At 64.1% G+C, this 12142-nt stretch carries 13 protein-coding genes; 9 read left to right on the forward strand and 4 right to left on the reverse strand.

The features are described 5' to 3' along the window. Nucleotides 1–92 precede the first annotated feature (92 nt). Both BFQ04_RS24825 and BFQ04_RS24830 read left to right on the forward strand, forming a co-directional pair. Nucleotides 93–950, forward strand: coding sequence for a LysR substrate-binding domain-containing protein (locus BFQ04_RS24825; RefSeq protein WP_065953063.1), 858 nt, complete (start codon nucleotides 93–95; stop codon nucleotides 948–950). Nucleotides 951–1049: 99 nt separating this feature from the next. Continuing rightward, nucleotides 1050–1757: a YebC/PmpR family DNA-binding transcriptional regulator gene (locus BFQ04_RS24830; protein WP_065884874.1), complete on the forward strand. Its 708-nt coding sequence runs from the start codon at nucleotides 1050–1052 to the stop codon at nucleotides 1755–1757. A gap of 129 nt (nucleotides 1758–1886) precedes the next feature. On the opposite strand, the gene BFQ04_RS24835 is transcribed toward BFQ04_RS24830, so the two are convergent. Together BFQ04_RS24835 and zapE are read right to left on the reverse strand one after the other, a co-directional pair. Then, on the reverse strand, nucleotides 1887–3176 hold the full coding sequence (locus tag BFQ04_RS24835) for a protein kinase (protein WP_065953210.1): 1290 nt from the start codon (nucleotides 3174–3176) through the stop codon (nucleotides 1887–1889). Between the two features lie 40 nt (nucleotides 3177–3216). Then, entirely contained in the window at nucleotides 3217–4311 is a 1095-nt protein-coding gene (gene zapE / locus BFQ04_RS24840) for a cell division protein ZapE (protein ID WP_065953064.1), read from the reverse strand. Between the two features lie 222 nt (nucleotides 4312–4533). Between zapE and BFQ04_RS24845 the strand changes: the two genes are divergently transcribed. Genes BFQ04_RS24845 through BFQ04_RS24875 form a run of 7 tightly spaced genes read left to right on the forward strand, consistent with a single transcriptional unit; the run spans nucleotide 4534 to nucleotide 10849 of the window. Beyond that, nucleotides 4534–5025: a Csu type fimbrial protein gene (locus BFQ04_RS24845; RefSeq protein WP_083218073.1), complete on the forward strand. Its 492-nt coding sequence runs from the start codon at nucleotides 4534–4536 to the stop codon at nucleotides 5023–5025. Then, complete coding sequence (locus tag BFQ04_RS24850) at nucleotides 5019–5564, forward strand: Csu type fimbrial protein (RefSeq protein WP_065953066.1); 546 nt, start codon at nucleotides 5019–5021, stop codon at nucleotides 5562–5564. Before BFQ04_RS24845 ends, BFQ04_RS24850 begins: the two co-directional genes overlap by 7 nt. Before the next feature lie 18 nt (nucleotides 5565–5582). Then, on the forward strand, nucleotides 5583–6125 hold the full coding sequence (locus BFQ04_RS24855; RefSeq protein WP_065953067.1) for a Csu type fimbrial protein: 543 nt from the start codon (nucleotides 5583–5585) through the stop codon (nucleotides 6123–6125). A 2-nt stretch (nucleotides 6126–6127) separates the two neighbouring features. Continuing rightward, a complete protein-coding gene (locus tag BFQ04_RS24860) occupies nucleotides 6128–6616 on the forward strand; it encodes a Csu type fimbrial protein (protein WP_065953068.1) in 489 nt (162 codons plus the stop codon). A 25-nt stretch (nucleotides 6617–6641) separates the two neighbouring features. Then, nucleotides 6642–7430, forward strand: coding sequence for a fimbrial biogenesis chaperone (locus BFQ04_RS24865; protein ID WP_065953069.1), 789 nt, complete (start codon nucleotides 6642–6644; stop codon nucleotides 7428–7430). A gap of 42 nt (nucleotides 7431–7472) precedes the next feature. Next, nucleotides 7473–9851, forward strand: a complete 2379-nt coding sequence (locus tag BFQ04_RS24870) for a fimbria/pilus outer membrane usher protein (protein ID WP_065953070.1) — start codon at nucleotides 7473–7475, stop codon at nucleotides 9849–9851. Beyond that, nucleotides 9848–10849 (forward strand): Csu type fimbrial protein, encoded by a 1002-nt coding sequence (locus BFQ04_RS24875; RefSeq protein ID WP_065953071.1) that lies wholly within the window; start codon nucleotides 9848–9850, stop codon nucleotides 10847–10849. Before BFQ04_RS24870 ends, BFQ04_RS24875 begins: the two co-directional genes overlap by 4 nt. Here the strand turns inward: BFQ04_RS24875 and BFQ04_RS24880 are convergent. Beyond that, a complete protein-coding gene (locus tag BFQ04_RS24880; protein WP_065953072.1) occupies nucleotides 10846–11583 on the reverse strand; it encodes an anti-sigma factor family protein in 738 nt (245 codons plus the stop codon). The two genes, BFQ04_RS24875 and BFQ04_RS24880, sit on opposite strands and share 4 nt — an antisense overlap. Then, nucleotides 11580–12086 carry an RNA polymerase sigma factor gene (locus BFQ04_RS24885; RefSeq protein WP_065953073.1) on the reverse strand — a complete coding sequence of 169 codons (507 nt, stop codon included), beginning with the start codon at nucleotides 12084–12086 and terminating at the stop codon, nucleotides 11580–11582. Before BFQ04_RS24885 ends, BFQ04_RS24880 begins: the two co-directional genes overlap by 4 nt. Nucleotides 12087–12142 lie beyond the last annotated feature (56 nt).

The raw sequence follows: 12142 nt of genomic DNA on the forward strand, positions 1-12142 counted from the left end.
ACGGGTCGACTCTACGGCGCCTAAATTGCAGTTTGGCTTGTCATCAATCAAATTGTTTGTTGTTATGCGAGCTATCAGTGAGGCCGATAGCCATGAACCTGTTCCAATTGCGCGCATTCGACGCGGTGGCCCGCGAGGGCAGTTTTACCCGTGCAGCCGCCCGGCTGTTCATCAGCCAGCCGGCGGTGACCGGACACATCAAGGCCCTGGAAGAGCACTACCAGATCCCGTTGCTGCGCCGCACTGCGCGGCGGGTCGAGTTGACCGAGGAGGGCGCACGCCTGGCGGCGATCACCCGGGCGATCTTCGGCCTGGTGGATGAGGCGCAGGCCATGCTCGAAGCCAACCGCCAATTGCTCACCGGGCGCCTGGAAGTGGCGGCGGACGGACCGCATCTGGTGATGCCGATGATCGCGCGGCTGCGCGTCCTTTATCCGGGCGTCACCGTGAATCTGCGCCTGGGCAATGCCCAGGAAACCCTGGCGGCGTTGTTGTCCGAGCATGCAGATGTGGCGGTGTTGACCGAAGTGGAGCCGCGCAATGGCCTGCACCTGCACCCCTTGGGCGAGTCACGTATTTGCGCGCTGGTGCCGGCCATGCATGCGTGGGCGGGGCAGGCCGAGGGCATTGCACTGTCAGCGTTGAACGAAGAGATCATGGTGCTGCGCGAGCCCGGTTCCATCACCCGGCGTACCTTTGACGACGCCTGCATGGCTGCCAATGTGCGGCCCAGGGTGCTGCTGGAACTGGACAGTCGGGAGGCGGTGACCGAGGCCGTTGCGGCCGAGTTGGGCGTCGGGGTGGTGTCGTCGATGGAGGTCAGCCAGGACCCGCGTGTACGCGCTGTGCCGATTCGGGGCGATGGCCTGCTGAACCGGCATTGGCTTGGCTGCCTCGAGCGGCGCCGGTCGTTGCGCCTGATCCAGGCGTTTTTCGAGTTGGCGCCTTGAGGGTTTTTTGGTGGAACGATGCGTTGCTGCGCTATAAACTCTGCCCCCAAAGCGCCGGCCAGTAGACGTTTCGGCGCCATGGATAGTAGAGAGTGAGTCATGGGCGCACAGTGGAAAGTCAAACATAAAGAAGCGGCAGCCAATGCCAAGGGCAAGATTTTCGGCAAACTGGTGAAAGAAATCACCATCGCCGCCCGCAATGGTGCAGACACCTCGACCAACGCTCACTTGCGTCTGGTGGTGGAGCAGGCCAAGAAGGCCTCGATGCCCAAGGAAACCCTGGACCGCGCGATCAAGAAGGGTGCCGGTCTGCTCGGTGAGACCGTGCAGTACCACCGCGTCACCTACGAAGGTTTCGCGCCGCACCAGGTGCCGTTGATCGTCGAGTGCGTTACCGACAACATCAACCGCACCGTGGCGGAAATCCGCGTGGCGTTCCGTAAGGGCCAACTGGGGGCTTCCGGCTCGGTGGCCTGGGACTTCAACCACGTCGGCCTGATCGAGGCATCGCCGGACACCCCGGACGCTGATCCGGAAATGGCCGCCATCGAAGCCGGCGCCCAGGACTTTGAAGACGGCGAAGAAGCAGGCACCACCTTGTTCATCACCGAAACCACCGACCTGGACGCGGTGCAGAAAGCCTTGCCGGAACAGGGCTTCACCGTGCTGTCGGCCAAGCTGGGCTACCTCTCGAAGAACCCGGTCAGTGGGTTGACCGACGAGCAGATGGCCGAAGTCGAGGCGTTCCTGGAAGGCCTGGACAACCATGATGATGTGCAGGATATGTTTGTCGGCCTGGCTGGCTGATCATCACTGACTAAATGAGCTCAAATGTGGGAGGGGGCTTGCCCCCGATAGCATTGGGTCAGGCATAGACAATGTGGCTGATCCACCGCCATCGGGGGCAAGCCCCCTCCCACATTTGTTCCAGTGGTGTCAGAGCGCGCTCAGCACGACTTCGATCTCGTCGAAACTTGGTCGCGCCAGCACCTGTGGCTGACAGCAACTGAGTTGCAGTTCAACCAGCTCGTCTGCCACTGCCCCCTCGACCCGCGCCAGCAACTCCCCCAGCAGCACGCCGAACGCGCGCACTTCAATGCGCTGCAGCGCCTTGGTTTCCAAGGTGTCCGCCGTGGCATGGAATGACGCCGCGCCAAAATCCCCCAGCAAACAATCACCCGCCGCATTCCACAAAATATTGTGGCCATACAGGTCGCCGTGGGTAATGCCGTGCCGGTGCAGGTGCGCGGCGACCGAGGCGATACCGCGCGCCATGCGCAGTGCCACGTCCAGGCTGAAACGGGTGCCGGGTGCGTAGACATCCCGCGTGCACGACGCCAGGCTCGGCAGCGCCGCGAGGTTGCGATAACTCGGGTCGATCAGGTCCATCACCAATGCAGCCTGGTGATCGGGGTGACCGCTGACGCGGCCTTGGACCTTGATCAGGTTGGGATGCAGCCCGGCGGCGATGCAGGCCTGCATTTCATGCAGCGGTGAACCGTCGCTGGTGATGGTTCCTTTGTACAGCTTGACCGCGACCGGCAACGCCCGAGGTTTCCATAGCGCCTTGCGAATGATCCCCGAAGCGCCTTCGCCCAGCACCTCGCCCAGTTGCAGGTCGGTCCAGGGAATGTCCGGCGTGGTATCAGCAGTCACCGTCACGGCCATTTCCACCGGATTGCCGGCATACGCCAGCCACGTCAGGCTGGGCATGCTCAGCAGCCACTGCGGCAGGTGGGTCAGGCGGTTGGAAGCGATGCGGATCAATTCAAGGTTTTCGCACTGGGCCAGGCTGGGCGGCAGCTGCGTCAGTTGGTTGCCGGCCAGCATCAGCTTTTGCAGCAGCGGGCGCTGGCCGAGTTCGTCGGGCAACCGGCTGATGCAGTTGTCGGTGAGGATCAGCCAGCGCAACTGGGGCGGCAGAGCGGCCGCCGGCACAGTGTCGATGCGGTTGGCCTTGAAGCCGATCATGCTCAGCTGGGCGCAGCGGCCCAGGCATTCGGGCAGTTCGGTGAAGGCATTGTCCGAGCAGAACAGCACGCGCAGGTGCCGCAGGCGGTGCAGGTCGTCCGGCAGGCTGCTCAAGGCGTTGCCCGTGAGGTTGAGGATTTCCAGCGAGTCGGCCAGTTCGAAGATTTCCCGGGGGAATTCGGTTAGCCCGCAGGCCAGGTCCAGGCGGGTGGCGCCGGCCAATTGGCCGGCCTTGAGTTGGGCGAGGGTATTGATCAACGGCGCGGTCACTCGGCAAGGGGGCGTGAAAAGGCGCTCATGATACCGGGTCGCGCGCAACTTGCGTGCCGCACTGGTGTAATTGCCCCAGACGGCTGGCGGTACGCGCAAGGTCGATGGCCTTGCCGCCCAAGGCGTGCTCCAGTGGCTGCGCGCCGATCAGGATCAGCTGTTTGTCGCGGTCGTAAAGCACGTCCACCAGGTTGATAAAACGTTGTTGCACGGCAATCGGGCAGTCGGCGAGGTGAGGCAGGCCGTCGATGATCCAGTGGTCGAAGTCCTGGCACAGCAGCAGATAATCCATCACGGCGGTGAGCTGTTCGCACAGATCGTTGAACGTAAAGGCGATGCTGCGCGCTTCACGGCGGCGGCACTGCAACGGCCGGTTGCCCACGGTCAAGGGCAGCGCCGGGCAATCCGCAGCCGGCAGCCCGAGCGCCTCACGTTGCGCCACGCTGCCTGGCCAGATGTACCTGCCGGTGCTGAAGCGCTGCTCGGCATGGGCCTGGGGCAGGCGGCGAAAGTCCTCGGGGGCACTGACTTCCAGCACGTCCATGCGCGCCGCGATCAGGTCGATCACCGGCTTGAAGCGCTGGTGATACAACGGGTTGGGCAGCAGGCCCTCGGGCGCATAGTTGGACGTCACCAGCACCAGCACACCGCGTTGGAACAAGGCCTTGAACAGACGGCTGATGAGCATCGCATCGCCGATATCGTGCACGTGGAATTCGTCGAAACACAGTACGCGGCAGCCCGCCAGCCGTTCGTCCAGGGCGACGGCCAACGCGTCGTCCTGCGCGCGATGTTCGAACATGCCCCGGTGCAGGTCGGCGAAAAAGTCGTGAAAGTGCACGCGCTGTTTCTGGGTAATCGGCAGCGCCTGGAAAAAACCATCGAGCAGCCAGCTCTTGCCGCGTCCGACCGGGCCGTGCAGGTACAGGCTGCGGGCGGGCCGGCCGCCGAGCAGGTGTTCGGTTTCGCGGGCCAGCGCGGCAATGGCGCGGGTCTGTCCGGCGCTGAGGGTATAGCCCTGCTGCTCAGCCTTGTGCCGGAAAAATGCAGTGATGGGCGATGCGCCCGCCTGTTGGGGGGGAGTGCCCAGCAGGCGGCGGATCAGGGAAAGCACGGTCAAGGCGCGTCACTCTTGTTTCGGTGGTCGCTCACTTTAGGACGCTCGCCACGATTTGACCAACACCCAGGCGGCAGCCAGCCCCCCCGGAACAGGCAGACGCGGGGTATTCCTGACCAGACTGGCAGATTTGCGCCAAGTGGCTACCCTTATACGCAGGAGCCACCCCTGTATAAGGATTTTGGGGCAGTGAAGGAACGAACAGTACTGGCAGTCATGGGCACGATGCTCTGCAACACGGTGTTCGCGGCGCAGCTGCAAGTGGTGGTGCGCATCGATGTGCAGCGCGGTTGCCAGTTGGTGGGTACCACGCGCACTGCGGGCATCGAACAGCTTGGCGTGTTGGATTTTGGCAGCGGACCGCGTCTGGATGACCCGGCCGGGCCGTTGAGTGCCGCGCTGATCAGCCAGCGCCAGCCACGCCTGGAATGCAATCCCGATACACCCTATCAAGTGCGCGTCGACGGTGGCCTGCATGGCGGCGTCGGTGAAGTGCGCTATCTGGCCAATGGCGCGTCGGCGAGCAAACCCATCCCCTATCGCATCTATGCCGACGCCGCGCGGTTGATCCCGTTGCCGGTGGATGTGCCGGTCAGCGGTCGCGTGCCGGACAGCGGCTCCGTCGACCTGCCGCTGTTCGGCCGTATCGAGCCGCTCAAAGACATTCCCGCCGTCGGCCGTTATTCCGACCTGCTCAAGGTTACGGTGACATGGTAAGTCGCTTTCTGGCCGTGATCGCGCTGGGCAGCCTGCTGTTGCTGGCCGAAGACGCGCAGGCGGCCGCCGCCAGCGGGCAGATTCAGGCGCGGCTGGTGATCACCGCCAGCTGCGAGGTCAACAAGAGCGTCGAAACGGCGCCCGTGACGCCCGAGGGCGGTACCGCGATGCTGGATTTCGGCAGCCAGGGACCGACCTGGAACGACACCCTGGGCGCGGCCGTTTCCGCCGGCGACAAAACTCCGCTATCGGTGTCCTGCAGCCCGTCTGTGGCCAGCAGCTTCACGGTGACCATCGACGGTGGCACCAATGGCGACGGCATCACGCGGCGCCTGAGCAATGGTCGCCAGTCCATTCCCTATCAGCTGTGGGCAGACCCTCTGGGTCGCAGCGCCTACAGCATCGGCGAGCAACGAAACTTCGCCATGACCCACGACACCCAGGTACCGATCCCGGTATTCGGCTCCGTGGTGGCGAATACCAGGGCCTTACCGGCCGGCATTTACACAGACACCCTGACGGTGACTCTGGATTGGTAAACCATGAGGATGACGATCATGCATGTACTCGTATCTCGATTAGGCGCCTGTGCCCTGGGCCTGACGATGGCTTCCAGCCTCAACGCGGCGACCACCGTGACCGGGCAGATCAGCTCCAGCCTGACCTTGATTGCAAGTTGCCAGGTCAACGGCTCCGGTGCGGCGACCGGGTTGAACTTCGGTAGCCTCAACTTCGGTACCACCAATAGCTTGTTTACCAACGCTGACGCCCAATTGCTGGGGGGCACCGGCACCGGTGGTGCGTTGTCGATCGTGTGCTCGGCCGGCACTACGCCCGCTGTCAAAGTGCGCGCCGGTGCCCATGACGGTGCCTCGCCGGGCGGCACTCGCGCATTGGCCGATGGCGCGGGCAATTTCGTGCCCTATGACTTCTACACCGACAGCGGTTTCTCCTCGCTGCTGGCGATCGATGGCGTGATTACCCTCGCCGCCAGTACCGGTGTGGCGCAAACCGTAGGCCTGTATGGACGCGCGGTGGGCAAGCCGGGCCTGCCGGCGGGCGTCTACACCGACACAGTGGCCGTGGAGTTGACGTTCTGACGATGTGGCTCAGAGTGTGGTTGGCCTGTGGGTTGGCGTTGCCACTGCCGTTGTCGGCGGTGACCAGCCAGAGCTTCCAGGTCAGCGCAACCGTCACGCCGGGGTGCCTGATCGTGGGCGGTGGCAGCAACTACGGCGCGCTGACCTATGGCAGCTATTCGGCCCTGGCCACCAGCACGGTGACGGCGGCCCTGACAGGCGGCGTGACCCTGCAATGTACGCCGGGGGTAGCGCTGAGCATGAGCGTCGACGGCGGGTTGCACAGCGGCAGTGGGCGCAATTTGCAGCTCAACAGCGGCAGCGCGCGGGTGCCTTATCAATTGTTTCGCGATGCGGCGTTCAGCCAGAGCCTGGGGATCAGCCAGAGCGTCAGCGTGAGTTACAGCGATGCCAACACCATCCGCCTGCCGATCTACGGGCGGGTGGTACTGCCGGGCAATCAGCCGGGGGGGACGTACAGCGACACGTTGCAGGTGCAACTGTCGTGGTAGGACTATGGGAATAAGGAGTGGTTTTATGCGTTTAGCTTCCCGGCGGTTGTGCGCCGCGGGTGTTGTCTTGAGTGCCCTGTGCACGAGCGGGCTTGTGCAGGCGGCCAGCTCGGTGTTGATCTGGCCCATCGACCCGGTGCTGGAGGCCGACCAACAGGCCAGTGCGCTGTGGCTGGAGAACCGTGGCAGCGAGGCCGCCAACCTGCAGGTGCGCGTGTTTGCCTGGAGCCAGAACGGCTTCGACGAGCAGTACCAGAACCAGCGCGACGTGATCGGCAGCCCGCCGGTGGCCAGGATCGAACCCGGTCAGAAACAACTGGTGCGCCTGACCCGCACTCGTGAAGTACCGCCAGGCCGGGAGTTGGCCTATCGCATCATCATCGATGAAATACCCTCGGCGCTGCAGGTGCCCGCGCCACCGGAGGGCAAGAATACGGCGGCGGCGATTCGTTTCCAGATGCGCTATTCGGTGCCGTTGTTTGCCTACGGCGCCGGCCTGTGGAGCAAGGACGACGCCACCCGCCAGCGCGACCCCAAGGGCGCCGGCCAGCCGCAATTGAGCTGGAAGAAGGTCAACGTGGCCGGGCGCAGCTATATCGAGGTGCGTAACCAGGGCGCCGTGCATGCGCGGTTGACCGATGCCTCGTTCAAACAGGGCGGCCAGACCCGGCCGCTGGTGGAAGGGCTGCTCGGCTACGTATTGCCGGGGGCGACCATGCGCTGGCCGATGCCGGGCGATGTGCCGGGCGACCAGCCGTTGCAGGTCAGGATCAACGGCGCGACGCAAGTGGAGAGCCTTGCGCCGACACGGTAAACAGTGTGTCGCGGGACGGGTGCACGCCCGGGTTTCAACAGGATGGAGATGTCCATGGAAGGACGCGGTGCCACAGTGAGTCGTGGTTGGGCTCGTGGTATATGGCCGTCGGTGGCAGTGGTAAGCGGGCTGTGGGGCGCTGCGGTAGCGGGCGATCTGCCGCCGCCGCCGAGCAGCATGGAGGCGGTCGCCGACGCACAGCTGTTTCTGCAATTGGTGGTCAACCAGATGGACACCGGCCGCGTCATCGCGGTCGACCAACGCGCCGGGCGGCTGTTCGTGCCGGCCAGCGCCTTGCAGGACGTGGGCATGAAGCTGCCGGGTGACCCCGACGGGAGCGTGGCCCTGGACACGGTGCCTGGCCTGCACAGCGATTACGACAGCAATGGCCAGCGCCTGCTGCTGGATGTACCACCGTCCTGGTTGCAGGAGCAGTTCATCGGCAACCGCAACACCTACCCGCGCACCCAAGCCATGAGCAGCTTCGGCGCCTTGCTCAACTATGACGTGTATTTCAACGACACCGACGAAGGCGGCAGCTACCTTGCGGCCTGGAACGAGGTGCGTCTGTTCGATAACTGGGGCACCTTGTCCAACACCGGGCAGCTGCGCCAGACCCTGTCCAACGGCATCGGCAACAGCACGCTCAACAACGGTTACCGCCGCTACGACACCACCTGGCGCTTTTCCGATGATGAGCGCCTGCTCACTTACGAGGCCGGCGACGTGATCAGCGCTGCGTTGCCCTGGAGCAGCTCGGTGCGTCTGGGCGGGGTACAACTGTCGCGCGATTTTGCCGTGCGTCCGGACCTGGTGACGTACCCCTTGCCGCAATTTGCCGGTGAGGCGGCGGTGCCCTCGTCGGTCGACCTGTTCATCAATGGCTACAAGACCGACAGCGCGCAGTTGCAACCCGGGCCTTATACGCTGACCAACATTCCGTTCATCAATGGCGCCGGCGAGGCTGTGGTCGTCACCACCGACGCCCTCGGTCGTCAGGTGTCGACCACCGTACCCTTTTATGTCACCAGCACCTTGCTGCAACACGGCCTGACGGATTTTTCCGTGGCCGCAGGGACCTTGCGCCGTAACTACACCTTGCGCGACTTTGGCTACGGACCGGGCGTGGCCAGCGGCACGTTCCGCTACGGCTATTCCGACAACCTGACCCTGGAAAGCCACGCCGAGGCGTCCAGCGACCTGACCCTCGGCGGGCTCGGCGGCAACCTGCGCCTGGGCAATGTCGGCGTGCTCAATACGGCCGTCAGCCAGAGCCGGTTCGACAGCCACAGCGGTCGGCAATTGAGCCTCGGCTATCAGTACAACGGCACGCGCTACAGCCTGATGTACCAACGTGTCGAACGGCGCGACGGGTATGCCGACCTGACCCTGGTCGACACGCCCTACGCCCGCCTCAGCAAGCGTAGCGAGCAAATCACCCTGAGCCTCAACCTCGAGCGGTTCGGCAGCCTCGGCCTGGGTTATTTCGACGTGCAGGCGGCGGACGATTCGCGCACGCGCCTGCTCAACCTGAGCTGGAGCAAACCGCTGTGGCGCAACTCCAGCGTGTACCTGTCGGCCAACCGCGAAATCGGCGACCGCAACTGGGCGATGCAGGCGCAACTGGTGATTCCGTTCGACCTCAACGCCAGCCTGTCCTTGAGCACCGAGCGCGGCAAGGACGGTGCCAGCCGCCAACGCATCAACTACAGCCGCGCGGTGCCCAGCGAAGGCGGGGTGGGCTATAACCTCGGCTACGCCCAGGGCGATACCCCCACTTATCGCCAGGCCGACCTGACCTGGCGCCTGCAGTCGGTGCAGTTGCAGGCCGGTGTGTACGGCAGCAGCGATGCCCAGACACGCTGGGCGGATGCCAGCGGCTCGCTGGTGTGGATGGGCGGTAACACCTTCGCCGCCAACCGGATCAACGATGCCTTTGTGGTGGTGAGCACCCAAGGGTTCGCCGGCATTCCGGTGCGCTATGAAAACCAGTTGGTCGGCGAGACCGACAACAAGGGCCACTTACTGGTGCCCTGGAGCAGTGCGTATTACCGCGCCAAATATGAAATCGACCCGCTGAACCTGCCACCGAATGTGCAGAGCCCGAATGTGGAACAGCGCGTGTCGGTGCGCCGTGGCAGCGGCTACCTGTTGGAGTTTCCGTTGCGCCGGGTGCTCGCCGCGAGCATCACGCTGGTCGACAGCCAGCACCAGGAGTTGCCGCTGGGCAGCCTGGTGGTGCATGAACAGAGCAACACCCAGGCGGTGGTGGGCTGGGACGGCCTGGTCTATCTGGAAAACCTCAGCGCCCACAACACGCTGCAGGTCACGCTCGGAGAAGGTCGCACCTGCCAGGCGAGATTCGATATCGATGCGCACCAACAGGACGTGCCGTTGATCGGTCCGTTGGTCTGCCAATGAAGGATTCAACAGGGAGTGTTCGGGTGAGGGGCAAGGGATGGCTGTTTGGGGTAGGGCTGTTGTGTTCGGGCAAGGCGTTGGCCGTGTGCTCGGTGGTGTCCACGGTCCCGGCCAGTTTCGGCTCGATCAGTTCGATGACCGTGCGTACCGCTGCGCAAACCAGCTCTACCACCAACGCCGGCTTGAGCTGCACCTCGGCCCTGGTGTCGCTGCTGGCGTCGACCGACCATTTCTACGCCACGATTACGTCGACTCAGGGCGGCATGCGCGGGCCGACCGGGGATGTGATCGGCTACACGATTTATGGCAATAACAGCACCAGTTATCCGATCACCCGTGGGGCGCAGTTCGATTTTGGCGGCGCCGGCGGTATCGCCCAGATCATCGGCCTGATCGCGGGGCCGGGTGCGAAAACCGTGCCGCTGTACCTGGGCAGCATCACCGGCAGCAATGTCGCCGCCGGCTTGTATACCGAGACGTTGAACATCGCCTGGAACTGGAACTACTGCTCGGGGATCGGTCTTGGCGGCATCTGCCTGGGGCGTGACATTGGCAGCGGCACGGCATCACTGACCGTGAGCATGAACGTGACCAATGACTGCCAGATTAGCGCCCCCACTATCAGCTTCGGCAGCGCGCCGGTGGTCAGCGGATTCACTGCCGTGACCGGGCAGACCATCAGCATTGCCTGTACCAAGGGCAGTGCCTACACCGTGGGCTTGAGCGACGGCCAGAACGCGGTCAGCGTCGGTGGCCGGCGGCGCATGATTTCCGGCGGCAACTACTTGGCCTACGATATCTTCAAGAGTGCCGGCACCACGCGTTGGGGCAGCGTTGGCGCGGCGCGGCGCGCCAGTTCCACGGCCGAGGTCAACCCCGGCAATGGCTTGGGCACGGGCAGCCAGGTCTACAACTATAACGCCAGGATCTACCCCGACCAGCCCACGCCACCGGCCGGTACCTATCTGGACAACGTGGTGCTGGACGTGGGCTTCTAGAACTTCATTTGCCCGGCGCTGGCCTGATCCACTGGACTGACCATCGCGTAGTTGTACCCGCCGCCCGACCAATAGTCGGCCTGCAATCCGTCGGCGCTGCGACTGCCGCGCGGCAGGAAGCCGTTGTTCGGACCCGGTGGGCGGATATAGAAACTGATGCGCCGACCCCGCGCATCTTCGTACAGCACCATGGCCGCTGCGCCTTGTTCGGTGGTGAGCAGGCGCCCGCTGACCGGCTTGAACCCCGCCTGGCTCAAGTCGGGCAAGCGATGGGCCTGGTTGAAGTAGCGATCGAGCCAGGCCTGCATCGTGTTGCGGTCCTGAGCGTTGTAGTCGGCGGGCATGATGCCGTCCTGGGCAAACAAACGGTATGCCTGCATCGCATCGGCCATCGGCAACAGCGCAGGCTGGGTGGCCTCGCGGGCGTGCCAGCCGCCCAGTCCGCCGAGGCTGACAGCGATCAGCAGCAGCGCGGCGGTGGCGAGATGGCGGCGGGACCGATGCTTGACGCGCTGGCGAATCAGCGCCGGGTCCAATGCCGGGTTACCCGGTTGCTGCAGGGCACCGCTCAAAGACGCGCGCAGCAACTGGGCATCCTGTTGCCAGGCATGCACCTGGGCGGCCACGTCGGGGTGGCTCGCCAGCCAGGTTTCAAGGACACGGCGATCACTGTCCGGCAACTGGTGATCGACGTAGGCGTGTAAGTCACGTTCACTGGGAGGCAGGCTGATCATTTGAGTATCCGCAGGGAAGGGCTGGCAATTTCGCCATCGCTGAGTTGACGCAAGGCCTGGCGGGCGCGTGAGAGACGCGACATCACCGTACCGATGGGCACGTCGAGTATTTCGGCGACTTCCTTGTAGCTCAAGCCTTCGACCGACACCCACAGCAGCAGGGCGCGCTGCTCGGCAGTGAGTTGGTCGAAGGCTTGCAGGGTGGATTGGGCCATTACCGTACGCTCCACCGAGGGCTGAGCATCGTCGCGGCCGGTGAAGAATTCGAGCATGCGCGCGTAGCGCCGGTTGCGCCGATGGGCATCGAGGAATTGTCGGTACAGGATCGAAAACAGCCACGCACGCAGGTCGCCTTCGATGCGCTTGTCGGCCCAGGCGATGATCGCCCGTTCCAGGGTTGACTGCACCAGGTCGTCGGCGCTGCTGGCGTTACGGGTCAGGGACACGGCAAAGCGCCGCAGCCTGGGGATGAGTTCACGTAACTGTTCGTCGAGTTCATGCATGGGTGTCTGGCTGTTTACTACGCTGCTGGGACTAGGGAGACGTCCTGTGCTGAAGG

The organism is Pseudomonas sp. 37 R 15, from assembly GCF_900004865.1.
GTDB lineage: Bacteria > Pseudomonadota > Gammaproteobacteria > Pseudomonadales > Pseudomonadaceae > Aquipseudomonas > Aquipseudomonas fluorescens_AM.

Bases quoted from the DNA above. Each gene is read 5' to 3' on its own strand.
- BFQ04_RS24865 (WP_065953069.1), top strand. From the start codon at position 6,642: ATGCGTTTAGCTTCCCGGCGGTTGTGCGCCGCGGGTGTTGTCTTGAGT.
- BFQ04_RS24850 (WP_065953066.1), top strand. From the start codon at position 5,019: ATGGTAAGTCGCTTTCTGGCCGTGATCGCGCTGGGCAGCCTGCTGTTG.
- BFQ04_RS24875 (WP_065953071.1), top strand. From the start codon at position 9,848: ATGAAGGATTCAACAGGGAGTGTTCGGGTGAGGGGCAAGGGATGGCTG.
- BFQ04_RS24880 (WP_065953072.1), bottom strand. From the start codon at position 11,583: ATGATCAGCCTGCCTCCCAGTGAACGTGACTTACACGCCTACGTCGAT.
- BFQ04_RS24870 (WP_065953070.1), top strand. From the start codon at position 7,473: ATGGAGATGTCCATGGAAGGACGCGGTGCCACAGTGAGTCGTGGTTGG.
- BFQ04_RS24845 (WP_083218073.1), top strand. From the start codon at position 4,534: ATGCTCTGCAACACGGTGTTCGCGGCGCAGCTGCAAGTGGTGGTGCGC.
- BFQ04_RS24885 (WP_065953073.1), bottom strand. From the start codon at position 12,086: ATGCATGAACTCGACGAACAGTTACGTGAACTCATCCCCAGGCTGCGG.
- BFQ04_RS24830 (WP_065884874.1), top strand. From the start codon at position 1,050: ATGGGCGCACAGTGGAAAGTCAAACATAAAGAAGCGGCAGCCAATGCC.
- BFQ04_RS24860 (WP_065953068.1), top strand. From the start codon at position 6,128: ATGTGGCTCAGAGTGTGGTTGGCCTGTGGGTTGGCGTTGCCACTGCCG.
- BFQ04_RS24855 (WP_065953067.1), top strand. From the start codon at position 5,583: ATGCATGTACTCGTATCTCGATTAGGCGCCTGTGCCCTGGGCCTGACG.
- BFQ04_RS24825 (WP_065953063.1), top strand. From the start codon at position 93: ATGAACCTGTTCCAATTGCGCGCATTCGACGCGGTGGCCCGCGAGGGC.